Here is an 11,387-nt window from a genome sequence, read left to right on the forward strand (position 1 = left end):
ATGGATGAAAATATTTTAAAAAGTTTAGATTCTAGTGAAAAAGAAAACTTACAACAAGGTTTAAAAGCATTAATAGAACAAACCTATGTTATAGAAAATGAATATAAGCAACTTAATGAAAACTACACAGCATTAAGACAAATGGTAAGTGAGATTATAGAGGTTTTACCTATGGCTTTATGGATTTTAGATGCAAATAAAAATATCATTTTGCAAAATAATTTAGCTACACAAAAGCCAAAGCTTTTAGAGTGTATTGATCTTGATAAAACGCATTATGAGCTTGAGTTTGATCATAAATTTTATTTAATCAAAATTACCTCTCATACTGATAAACTTATAGTGAATGCAACAGATATTAGTGATGAAAAAAGAAATGAAAGATTAGCCAGTATGGGAACGGTTGCTGCACACTTAGCGCATGAAATACGCAATCCTATCGGTTCTATTTCTTTATTAAGCTCTACTTTGTTTGAAAGAAGTGAGTTAAAAAACAAACATATAGTTTTAGAAATTCAAAAAGCAATTTCAAGAGTGGAGCGTATTGTAAATTCTACCTTGCTTTTTACAAAAGGTGTGCATGTTAATTTAAATGAGTTTAATTTAAAAGAATTACAAGATGAATGCGAACAAGCTATTGGAGCTTATAATTATCTAGCTAATATTGATTTTAAATTTGAATTTTTGGATTTAAAAATCAATGCAGATAAATCTTTGCTTGCTTTAGTTTTGCAAAATTTGCTTTATAATGCCATAGATGCTATTGAAGAAAGCGAAAATGATGAAGGTTGTATAAAAGTTAAATGTGAGCAAAAAGAAGATAGAGTTTTTATCAAAGTTTATGATAATGGAGTAAGCATTAAAGATAAAAAAATGGTTTTTGAAGCTTTTAAAACAACCAAGTTAAAAGGCAATGGTCTAGGGCTTTCTTTGTCAAAACAAATTATTGATGCACATAATGGGATTTTAGGTTTTGATGAAAATCCAAAATGTTTTTTTATAGAGCTTAAAATTTAAGCTCTATAAAATAAATTTTTTCTTAAAATAATAAAAATATTTGTCCTCATAGCTCAGCTGGATAGAGCGCAGAATTCCTAATTCTGAGGCCGCAAGTTCAAACCTTGCTGGGGACACCATTTAAGGAAAAAGATGTTTCATATAGTCTTGGTTGAACCTCGCATACCACAAAATACAGGAAGTATAGGTAGAATGTGTTTTAATGCAGGATTTACTTTACATATTATTAATCCACTTTTTAGTATTGATGAAAAGGCGGTTAGAAGAGCAGGGCTTGATTATTGGAAAAAATTAAATCCTTTATTATGGGATAATTTAGAAGATTTTTTAAAAGAATATGAAAAATTTCAAGATAGATTTTTCTTTGCAACAACTAAAACCACTCAAGCTTACTTTGACGTAAATTATCAAAAAGGCGATTTTTTGTTTTTTGGAAGTGAAAGTTTTGGTTTACCTATGGATTTAATGCAAAAAAAATGGGAAAATGCTATTACTATACCGATGAGAGATTGTGGTAGAAGTTTAAATTTAGCTACGAGTGTAGGTATAGTGAGTTATGAGGCTTTGAGGCAAAATTTTGCCTCTTTTGAAAAATTTTAATGATTTAAAACTTGATTTAAAAATTCTTTCAGTCTTTCATTTTTTGGATTTTCAAATGCTATTTTAGGACATTCATCTACTGCTATAATGCCTTTATCCATAAAGAAAATTCGATTAGCTACATTTCTTGCAAAGCCCATTTCATGCGTAACTACAAGCATGGTTAGACCTTCTTTAGCCACTTCTTTCATGATGTTTAAAACCTCACCTATCATCTCAGGATCTAAAGCTGAAGTTGGTTCATCAAATAAAATCACATCAGGATTCATCATTAATGATCTTGCTATAGCAATACGTTGTTTTTGTCCACCTGAAAGCTTGTGAGGAAAATAGCTTTCTTTATCACTTAAGCCAACTTTTTTGAGTAATTCTCGTGCTTTTTTTGCTGCTTCATCTTTGCTCATGATTTTAGTTTGTACTGGTGCTAAGCATAAATTTTCTAAAACATTTTTATTATTAAAAAGATTAAAATGTTGAAACACCATGCTAACTTTTTGACGAATTTTATTGATATCTGTTTTTTTATCAAGTATATTAATGTTATTGATATAAATATTACCACTATCTGGTGTTTCAAGTTTATTTAAACAGCGTAAAAAAGTACTTTTTCCACCCCCGCTAGGCCCTATAATAGCAATAATATCGCCTTTATGTACTTCAACACTAATATCTTTTAAAACTTCTAAATCTCCGTATTTTTTAATCAAATTTTCTATTTTAATCATGTTTATTTAATCTCACTTCTATAAATCTTGCAATGAGTGTTAAAATTTTAACACTTACATAATACACAAGTCCTGTAAAAATAATAGGTTTAGGGTTATAATAAATTGCTTGCAAGCTTTTACTTTGCATGGTAATATCCATAACGCTAATATAGCCTACTATTGAAGTTTCTTTAAATAAAGAAATAAATTCATTCATTAAAGAAGGTAAAATGTTTTTAATTGCTTGTGGGAAGATGATTAGTCTCATAGAAGCAGAATAATTAAGCCCCATTGCTCTTGCTGCTTCCATTTGTCCTTTGTCTACACTTTGAATTCCACTTCTTACGATTTCGGCTACATAAGCAGAACTATTAAGTCCAAGCGCGATAATAGCCACATAAAAATTATCACTCCAAGTAGCAAAAATCACTACTGAAAAAATTAAAAGTTGTAAAAGTAGTGGGGTTCCGCGTATAATGTCTATGTATTCATCTATAATAAAATTTAAACTTTGGATTTCTAAAAATCTTAAAAATGCTAGAAAAAAACCAAGCACAATGCCTATTAGAATTCCACCCACTGTTAAACCAAGTGTTGTGAAATAACTATGAACATAAGCTTTGGCTTCTATAGTATAAGCATATTCACCTGTGGCTAAACCATTTTGATCTTTAACTTGTAAAATTTCAATAGGAAATGAAAAATAAGCCCAAAAAACAATAATGGCAAAAAATACAAAAATTTTCATCGTATTTTGTTTCAACTTACGCACCTTGTAAAATTTTAAAAATCTAAGTGTATAAAAATTAAGTTTTCTTTTTACTTAAAGGTGTCTTATATGATTTTATTACTAGTATTTTGAGTTAAATTTTCACATAGCTTTAAAAAATAAAATAAATTTAACCTAAAATTATATTTTTTTATGACAAATTCATTTTTTTATGATAAATTTATGCTCAGAAATTATAAAAAAGGAGATAAATATGGATTTGATATCCCAATTTGTTGCCTTTGTGAATAATCAGTATTATTCTATTTTAGTAATTTTACTTATTGTCACAGGGTTTTATTATAGTTACTTGACCGGTTTTGTGCAATTTCGAATGCTCCCTTATGTGTTTGATATCTTAACAGAAAAGCAAGAAAAGCATGAAAAACACCATATTACTCCTTTTCAAGCTTTGATGATTTCAACAGCTTCAAGAGTTGGTATAGGAAATATCGCAGGTATTGCAGTAGCGGTTGTTTTGGGTGGGCCAGGTGCTTTGTTTTGGATGTGGGCTATGGCGTTTTTTGGTGGTGCCTCAGCTTTTGCAGAAAGTACTTTAGCACAAGTTTATAAAAGCCGTGATGGTAAAAGTTTTAAAGGTGGTCCTGCTTATTATATTAGTAAAGCCTTAAATTTAAAATGGCTTGGAGCTGTTTTTGCGGTGATTTTGATCATCACTTATGCTTATGGATTTAATGGTCTTCAAAGCCAAACTATGACTTCAGCATTTGAGTTTTACTATAAAGGCATGGTTGATGCTAGCGAAGTGAGTTTTGCTCAAAGTTGGTGGCCTATTGTAATAGGAGCAATTTTAGCTGTTTTTGCTGCTTATATGTTTTTTGGCGATCACACTAAAATAGGTAAAGTAAGTTCGGTTATCGTTCCTATTATGGCGATGATTTATGTAGGTTTATCTATCATAGCAATGTTTATGAATTTTGATAAAATTCCTGAAGTGTTTTCTATGATTTTTAAAAGTGCTTTTGATTTTGAAGCTATTTTTGGCGGATTTGCAGGTTCTGCTTTGGTTATAGGTATAAAAAGAGGATTATTTTCTAATGAAGCGGGTATGGGTTCAGCGCCAAATGCAGCAGCTTCAGCTCTTACAACTCATCCTGCAAAACAAGGGGTTATTCAGGCATTTTCTGTATTAATTGATGTGATTATTTGTACAAGTTCAGGATTTTTAGTGTTGTTTTCACTTGCTTATGCAAATAATATCGGTGTAGATGGTAAGCCTATTTTAACAGCACTGCCTTTGGTGCAAGAATCCATGAAAGAATATTATGGAAATTTAGGTGTGCATTTTACTACTGTTAGTATAGTTTTATTTGCTATTACTTCTTTGATAGGAAATTATTATTATGCTCAAGCAAATATTAAATACCTTACTCAAAATCCTATTATTATTAATCTTTTTAAAGCAAGCGCTGTGCTTATGATTTTTATTGGTGCAAATATGGATTTAAAATTTGCGTGGGATTTAGCTGATACTACCATGGCGTTTATGGCTACGATTAATATCATTTCTATTTTATTGCTTGGTGGTATAGTGAAAAAGGTATTAAAAGACTTTAGCGAGCAAAAAAGACAAGGTAGAGATCCGGTATTTAGTGCTTCAAAACTTGGTATTAAAAACGCAGAGTGTTGGGACTAATGATAGATTATATTATTATTGCTTTGTTTGTAGCTTTTATGGTTTTTCTTGTGTTTGGCTTTAACCGCCAAATGCAAGAAAAAGCTAAACAAAGAGAAGAAAAACTAAAAACAAAGAAAGATTTTAAAAAAAATAGGTAAAATACACTAAAAATTTTTAAAAAAGAGTGTAAAATGAAATTGTTAATAGAAGTAGGCACAGAAGAACTTCCTGCTATTCCTTTATTAAAAGAGCTTCCAAATATTACTAAAAAATGGGAAAAGATTTTACAAGAGTATCATTTAGAATCTGAATTTAAATTTTTCTATACTCCTAGAAGATTGGTTTTTATCCATGAAAATTTTAAAGAAAAACAAGATGATTCTTTTGTGGAATTTATAGGCGCACCTAGGGCGATAGCTTATAAAGATGGAAAACTTACTCAAGCAGGAATTAGTTTTTTAGAAAAAAGTGGTTTAAAAGAAGAAGAGCTTGAATTTAAAGAAATTAAAGGTAAAGAAGTCTTGTATTGTCAAAAACAAGTGCAAGGCCTACAAAGCAAAGCAGTTTTAGCTCAAATGATCGAAGCTTTCTTAAAAAGCTTGAGCTTTGGTAAAACTATGAGATGGGGTGATGGTAGATTTGAATTTATTAGAGCTATTCGCTCGCTTTGTTGTGTATTAAATGATGAGTTGATTGAGTTTGAAAGCTATGGTGTTAAAAGTGCAAAAAGTACTTTTGTGCATAGAAGTGTTAGTTATGATTTGATAGCTTTTGAAAGCATTGATGAGTATTTTAAAACTTTAGAGCAAAATTATATTATTTTAGATCAAGAACAAAGAAAAAAACTTATCATTGAACAGCTAAAGACACTTGAAAAAGAAAATGATATTACTATTGCAGAAGATGATGAGCTTTTGGCTGAAGTTGTAGCTATCACAGAGTATCCAAAGGCATTATTAGGGCGTTTTGAAAAGGAGTATTTAGAAATCCCAAGTGAGGTAATCATCACTTCCATGAGAGAAAACCAACGCTATTTTGCAGTATTTAAAAACAATACTTTGAGCAATCATTTTATTGTAGTTTCTAATGCGGTTTGTGAGGATTATTCTAAAATCATTAATGGAAATGAAAGAGTTTTAAGAGCAAGATTAAGCGATGCGATGTTTTTTTGGAAAAATGACTTAGCACAGGGCTTAAATAATGATAAAATAAGCCAAATGGTTTATCTTGAAGGACTTGGAACCTTAAAAGATAAAATCATTAGAGAACAAAAAATCGCTACTAAGCTTTGTGAGATTTTTGCTAATACTCAAAAAGATGAAATCTTAAAAGCCATAGAATACTCAAAAGCTGATCTAAGTACTCAAATGGTGTATGAATTTACTGATCTTCAAGGCATTATGGGATCTTATTATGCCAAGGCTATGGGTATGAGCGATGAGCTTGCTTTGGCTATTAAAGAGCAATACCTTCCAAATGGCGATAATTCAGCTATGCCAAGTAATGAATTTAGCTCTATTGTAGCTTTAGCTTATAAGTTTGATACACTCATGGGGCTTTTTTCAATGGGAAAAATCCCAAGTGGTACAAAAGATCCTTATGCTTTAAGAAGAGCAGCAAATGGTGTTTTAAAAATTATCCTAGCTTTAAATAAAAATTTTGATCTTAAGATATTTTTAGAAACAATAGCTAGCGAGTATAAAAGCTTTGATTTGAAAATTTTATTAGATTTTATTTTAGAGCGTTTATATACTTTTTATGAAGTAAATGCTTCTTTTGTTAAAGCTGTGCTTAGCTCTAAAACTTATGATGTTATTTATATTGATTCTTGTATTAAAGCTTTAATTCAAAGCGCAAATAAGGCAGATTTTAGTCAAAATTTTGCTACTTTTAAGCGTTTGGCAAATATTGCAGTATTGAGTGAAGCTCAAGTTAATGAAAATTTGTTTAAGACTCAAGAGGAAAAAGATTTATACCAAGCTTTTATGCAGTGTAAAACAAAAGAAAATAGCACTCAAGGTAAAGTTTTTTTCCCCATTCTAGCGGCAGCAACATTTGCGTGTTGTAAAACAAAAGAAAATAATACCCAAGAGCTTTTAGAAAGCCTTTTTGCACTCAAACCGCAAATTGATGCTTTTTTTGATAAAGTAATGATTAATGACAAAGATGAAAATATTAAAAACAATCGCCAAGCTTTAGTATGTGCAATTTATCGTGAGTTTTTAAAAATAGCTGATATTAAAGAGCTTAGTGTATGAGAAAAATTCTTTTTTTTCTATGTTTTTTGATTTTTACTTTAGAAGCTAGAGAGATTGAGCTTGTAAAAGGTCAAGTAGTTTTTTTAGAATTTGATAAAAATAATTTTTTACAAATTAGCTCAAATTCTAAAAAACTTCCTTTTTTTGAGTATAAAAATAAAGTTATTGTTAGTATAGCTATGCCTTATAAAAATCCTAAAGATAGAAAATTAATAGCTGAATTTAAAGATAATTCTAAAGAAGAAATTAACATAAAATTTAGCCAAGGAAATTACAAAAAAGAATTTTTAAAAGTTAGTGCTTCTAAGGTTAATCCACCTAAAGAAACACTTGATCGCATTAGCAAAGAATATCAAGAAGCTATTAAGGTTTATAATACTTATACTAATACAGCTTTATTTGAAGGCAGTTTTACATACCCTTTAGAAAGTAAAATTACAAGTGATTTTGGAAAGGCAAGATTGTTTAATGATACTCTTAAAAGTTATCATAGTGGAACTGATTTTAGAGCAGCAAGTGGGACAAAAATTTATGCTAGCAATGATGGTATTGTAAGGATTGCTTCAAATCGTTACTATGCGGGAAATTCAGTAGTGATTGATCATGGATATGGGATTTATTCTCAATATTATCATCTATCAAAACTTAATGTAAAAGTAGGACAAAAGGTAAAGAAAGGCGAACTTGTAGGTTTGAGTGGAGCTAGTGGTAGGGTTACAGGGCCACATTTGCATTTTGGAATTTTAGTCAATGGTGTGCAAGTTGATCCACTTGATTTTATCGCTAAATTTAATGCTTTATAATGATAGCTTTTAGTGAGTTTTTTCAAAATTGGATTGATAAATATTACTCCCAAGCTGTGAGTGTTGGCAAAAATGGAGATTTTTATACTGCAGTTAGTGTGGGAAATCTTTTTGGTGTGCTCTTAGCTAAGCATTTTTTAAAACTTATAGATGATAAAAAATTAACTTTACCGGTTGAAGTTGTAGAAATAGGGGCAAATGAAGGGCATTTAATGCTTGATTTCATACAAGCTTTATACACTCTTAGAGCTGATGTTTTAGAGCAGATTGAGTGTTTTGTCATAGAGCCGCATGAAAAGTTAAGATGTGTTCAAAAAAAACTTTTTGATGAGTATGATTTAGACGTGAAAATTTATAATTCTTTAGAAGAATGTCATTTTAAAAACGCCTTTTTTTATGCTAATGAATTATTTGATTGTTTTGCGTGTGAACTTATAAAAGATAGAACAATGGCATATGTTGATGATGATTTAAACATTGTTTTTAAGCCTATGAGTGAAGATCTTTTAAAAGAATGTGAAAAATATGCTATCACTAATAGTGAGCTTTGTATCTCTTATAAACCTTTTTTATCCAAATTAAAACAAACTTGTGAAAAACTAACTTTTGCATGTTTTGATTATGCAAAAAAAGAGGAAAAAATTAGTATTAGAATGTATAAAAATCATCAAGTGTATAATCTTTTTGAAGAGAATTTAAAAGATTTTTTTGCTAAAAGTGATATTACATATAATGTAAATTTTGATCATTTTTTACAAGTTTTAAAAGAAGAGGGCTTTGAGGTGTTGGAATATAAAAATCAAAATCAAGCTTTAATTGACTTTGGCTTAGAAGAAATTATCGAGCAAGCTAAAAATACTAACCCTCAAATTTGTAAAAACTTTATCAACCAAAGTAAAAATTTGATGTTTAACTTTGGCGATAAGTTTAAGTTTTTAGAATTTAAGCTTTAAAATCACTGCTTGTAATATCAAGCCCAAAACCTTTTAAGCCTATAAATTCTTTATCGGTATTTTGACTTAGAAGTTTGATTTTTGAAATTTTTAAATACCTTAAAATTTGCGCTCCTATGCCGTAATTTTTAAATTGTGTGTTTTCTTGTTTTTCATTTTTCATGAAAATAATTACACCACCTTTTTGACTTAAAAATTCAATCTGTTTTAATAATTCATTAAATTTATTAGAAGTTAGAAGCTCAAAGTCGCTTCCACTAAGATAAAATTTAACATTCTCGCATTCTTTCAAAGTGCCAAAGCTAAAAGCTATGTGTTCATTTTCATTGTGATCTTTAAAAGTCATTTTTTTAGCTTTAAAACCTGCTAAAATACTTTCTTCTTCTTTAATTAAAGAAATCAAACTTTCATTTTTTAGACGATACTCGATTAAATCTGAAATAGTAATCATATTAATAGCGTGTTTTTTGCAAAACTCAAGCAAATCGCTTCTTCTAGCCATATCTCCATTATCTTTAACAATCTCACATATCACGCACGCTTCTTTTAATCCTGCCAAGCGACATAAATCCACCGTGCCTTCTGTGTGACCTGTTCTTTCTAAAACCCCGCCTTTTTTTGCTATCAAAGGATTAATATGGCCAGGACGCACAAAATCACTTGCCTTTGCATTATCATCAGCAAAAATTTGTATAGTCATATCCCTTTCATAGGCACTTACCCCTGTTGTTGCATTTTTTGCATCAACGGTTATGGTAAAAGCTGTTTCGTGATTTGATGTATTTTTAGGCACCATTAAAGGTAGTTCAAATTTTTTAGCCAAATTCTCACTCAATGCTACACACACCACACCTCTTGCATGAGTAATGGCAAAATTTACTTTTTCTTGTGAGCTAAATTGTGCAGGGAAAATCAAATCTCCTTCGTTTTCTCTATCTTCCGCATCTACCATAACTAGCATTTTGCCATCTTGAAGTTCTTTTATAGCTTGTTCTACACTAATATATCCCACTATTAATCTCCTTTTTTTATTTTTTAAGAAATTATATAACATTTTTCTTGACATTATGTAAAAAATAATATATAATACCACTTTTAATTTAAAAATTACTTCATTTATTGGGGTATCGCCAAGCGGTAAGGCAACAGGTTTTGGTCCTGTCATTCAGGGGTTCGAATCCCTTTACCCCATCCACTTCATATGATGCCGCGAAGTAGAGCAGTGGTTAGCTCGTCGGGCTCATAACCCGAAGGTCGGGAGTTCAAATCTCCCCTTCGCAACCAATTCCTAATGAAATTTTTTCAAAGAATTTGAATTAATTATAGAGTAAATAAAAACTTATTAATCTTACTTTTAATGATTTTCATTAGCCTCTTGAGTATTTTTTAATACTCTAATTAAACATATAAGAAATTTGAAATTATGTATTTTTTGGTTTTAACGCAAAACATATAAAAAATAATCAAAATAAGAATGAAATTTAAAAAAAGTTTTAACCAAAATAAAAATATGAGATTAAATAAAATGGTGGATTTAGCAGGCGTGTAATTTACCAACTAAACTCCTAAATATCCATACTTTAATGAAATATTTTTTCATTTGCACATACTTTTGCACATACTTTGTATTTTATTGTAAAAATGTGTAAAAAAGTGATATTGTTTTGCTAAATAGGTGATGTATTAAAATTTTTAGAGTGTGAATTTCAAGGAAAGAATATTGTGAATTTAAATTCTAATAAAGAAAAATACTGCCTGACTAATGAAGAGTAAGTGTTAATATATTCAAGAAACAATTTCAAAAATAGAATATTTGCTATTATATGAATTGCTAAAGTAGATTAATCTTATTTTAAAGATTTAACCCCTAGTATAATTTTAGTTATTTTTTCAAAGCTATAAACATTTTTAAAATCATTACCATTTAAATTTTTTCTTCTACATTATACTATACTAAATATTTTATTTTATGTCCTGTTTATACTGTAAAATAAAATATAAATGCTATGCTTTAGATAGTTTTAGAAGTTAGTAAAGATATTGTATGTTTAAAACGATAACTATTTTAAATGTAATAGTTGTGTTTTAAAAAAGCACTAGCCATATCGAAGATGAAGATACTCAAGTTGGTATTAATGATGAAAATAATAATGGTTGGGAAGATGATGGTTCTTGTGGAGGACAAATTTTTATCTTTAATGGAAAAGATAATAGATGTCGCTCTAAAGACAAATTTTTTGGTTTAACTGGTGGTGGTTGCTGTGATAAAATAAAGTATTTATAGGGCTTGTACCTTGTAAAGAAGATGAAAAAAAGCTAGCAAAACTCAATAAGCAAAATAGATGTGTAGAAGTTGGTGAATATTGCTCTAAAAAAATTAAATTCATAGGTTGTATTCAGCATAAAAAAACACATTGTTGTTTTAATTCAAAATTAGCAAGAATATTTAATGAACAAGGATGCCCACAAATTAAAAGAGGTTGGGGTTCTCCAAAGAGTCCTGATTGTAGAGGATTTACTCCAGAAGAATTTCAAAAGTTAGATTTTAGTGAAATAGATTTAAGTGAATTTATTGCTGATATTGTTGGAAGTATTGATGTAGATAAAATACAAGCTGATTCTATAAAAATACAAGAAAAGG

11 protein-coding genes and 3 tRNA genes are annotated in these 11,387 nt (G+C 29.4%); 11 read left to right on the plus strand and 3 right to left on the minus strand.

Annotation, left to right across the window (positions count from 1 at the left end):
• The 3 genes from L8V88_RS05735 (at window position 1) to L8V88_RS05745 (ending at window position 1,617) form a co-directional block, all read left to right on the plus strand.
• Complete coding sequence (locus L8V88_RS05735; protein WP_263727211.1) at window positions 1-1,017, plus strand: sensor histidine kinase; 1,017 nt, start codon at window positions 1-3, stop codon at window positions 1,015-1,017.
• Between the two features lie 42 nt (window positions 1,018-1,059).
• A tRNA-Arg gene (locus L8V88_RS05740) sits at window positions 1,060-1,136 on the plus strand.
• Between the two features lie 13 nt (window positions 1,137-1,149).
• Window positions 1,150-1,617: a tRNA (cytidine(34)-2'-O)-methyltransferase gene (locus L8V88_RS05745; protein ID WP_263727212.1), complete on the plus strand. Its 468-nt coding sequence runs from the start codon at window positions 1,150-1,152 to the stop codon at window positions 1,615-1,617.
• On the opposite strand, the gene L8V88_RS05750 is transcribed toward L8V88_RS05745, so the two are convergent.
• Together L8V88_RS05750 and L8V88_RS05755 are read right to left on the minus strand one after the other, a co-directional pair.
• Window positions 1,614-2,342, minus strand: a complete 729-nt coding sequence (locus L8V88_RS05750; protein ID WP_263727213.1) for an amino acid ABC transporter ATP-binding protein — start codon at window positions 2,340-2,342, stop codon at window positions 1,614-1,616. The genes L8V88_RS05745 and L8V88_RS05750 overlap by 4 nt on opposite strands.
• Complete coding sequence (locus tag L8V88_RS05755; RefSeq protein WP_039617975.1) at window positions 2,335-3,087, minus strand: amino acid ABC transporter permease; 753 nt, start codon at window positions 3,085-3,087, stop codon at window positions 2,335-2,337. Before L8V88_RS05755 ends, L8V88_RS05750 begins: the two co-directional genes overlap by 8 nt.
• A gap of 220 nt (window positions 3,088-3,307) precedes the next feature.
• Between L8V88_RS05755 and L8V88_RS05760 the strand changes: the two genes are divergently transcribed.
• From L8V88_RS05760 to L8V88_RS05780, 5 genes are read left to right on the plus strand one after another with little or no spacing between them, the layout of a single operon-like run.
• Window positions 3,308-4,750 (plus strand): alanine/glycine:cation symporter family protein, encoded by a 1,443-nt coding sequence (locus tag L8V88_RS05760; RefSeq protein WP_214100050.1) that lies wholly within the window; start codon window positions 3,308-3,310, stop codon window positions 4,748-4,750.
• Entirely contained in the window at window positions 4,750-4,890 is a 141-nt protein-coding gene (locus L8V88_RS05765; protein WP_087685579.1) for a hypothetical protein, read from the plus strand. Before L8V88_RS05760 ends, L8V88_RS05765 begins: the two co-directional genes overlap by 1 nt.
• Window positions 4,891-4,923: 33 nt before the next feature.
• Entirely contained in the window at window positions 4,924-6,990 is a 2,067-nt protein-coding gene (gene glyS / locus L8V88_RS05770) for a glycine--tRNA ligase subunit beta (protein WP_263727214.1), read from the plus strand.
• Window positions 6,987-7,793 (plus strand): M23 family metallopeptidase, encoded by an 807-nt coding sequence (locus L8V88_RS05775; protein WP_263727215.1) that lies wholly within the window; start codon window positions 6,987-6,989, stop codon window positions 7,791-7,793. The genes glyS and L8V88_RS05775 overlap by 4 nt, the downstream gene beginning before the upstream one ends.
• A gap of 2 nt (window positions 7,794-7,795) precedes the next feature.
• Complete coding sequence (locus tag L8V88_RS05780; RefSeq protein ID WP_318529684.1) at window positions 7,796-8,746, plus strand: SAM-dependent methyltransferase; 951 nt, start codon at window positions 7,796-7,798, stop codon at window positions 8,744-8,746.
• On the opposite strand, the gene L8V88_RS05785 is transcribed toward L8V88_RS05780, so the two are convergent.
• A complete protein-coding gene (locus tag L8V88_RS05785) occupies window positions 8,736-9,758 on the minus strand; it encodes a bifunctional 3,4-dihydroxy-2-butanone 4-phosphate synthase/GTP cyclohydrolase II (protein ID WP_263727217.1) in 1,023 nt (340 codons plus the stop codon). The two genes, L8V88_RS05780 and L8V88_RS05785, sit on opposite strands and share 11 nt — an antisense overlap.
• A gap of 108 nt (window positions 9,759-9,866) precedes the next feature.
• Here L8V88_RS05785 and L8V88_RS05790 point away from each other — a divergent pair.
• The 3 genes from L8V88_RS05790 to traN all read left to right on the plus strand — a co-directional run.
• Window positions 9,867-9,941: transfer RNA gene (locus L8V88_RS05790), tRNA-Gln, on the plus strand.
• A 13-nt stretch (window positions 9,942-9,954) separates the two neighbouring features.
• Window positions 9,955-10,030 (plus strand) — tRNA-Met (locus L8V88_RS05795).
• A gap of 996 nt (window positions 10,031-11,026) precedes the next feature.
• Window positions 11,027-11,387, plus strand: a 361-nt coding sequence (gene traN, locus L8V88_RS05800; RefSeq protein WP_263727219.1) for a conjugal transfer protein TraN, incomplete at its 3' end; no start/stop codon positions are given.

The organism is Campylobacter sp. IFREMER_LSEM_CL2101, assembly GCF_025771825.1.
In the GTDB taxonomy this organism is placed as follows: domain Bacteria; phylum Campylobacterota; class Campylobacteria; order Campylobacterales; family Campylobacteraceae; genus Campylobacter_D; species Campylobacter_D lari_C.

What these genes read in the sequence shown, in the direction of transcription:
- L8V88_RS05735 (WP_263727211.1), top strand. Translation starts at nt 1, where the DNA reads ATGGATGAAAATATTTTAAAAAGTTTAGATTCTAGTGAAAAAGAAAAC.
- L8V88_RS05745 (WP_263727212.1), top strand. Translation starts at nt 1,150, where the DNA reads ATGTTTCATATAGTCTTGGTTGAACCTCGCATACCACAAAATACAGGA.
- L8V88_RS05750 (WP_263727213.1), bottom strand. Translation starts at nt 2,342, where the DNA reads ATGATTAAAATAGAAAATTTGATTAAAAAATACGGAGATTTAGAAGTT.
- L8V88_RS05760 (WP_214100050.1), top strand. Translation starts at nt 3,308, where the DNA reads ATGGATTTGATATCCCAATTTGTTGCCTTTGTGAATAATCAGTATTAT.
- L8V88_RS05765 (WP_087685579.1), top strand. Translation starts at nt 4,750, where the DNA reads ATGATAGATTATATTATTATTGCTTTGTTTGTAGCTTTTATGGTTTTT.
- glyS (WP_263727214.1), top strand. Translation starts at nt 4,924, where the DNA reads ATGAAATTGTTAATAGAAGTAGGCACAGAAGAACTTCCTGCTATTCCT.
- L8V88_RS05775 (WP_263727215.1), top strand. Translation starts at nt 6,987, where the DNA reads ATGAGAAAAATTCTTTTTTTTCTATGTTTTTTGATTTTTACTTTAGAA.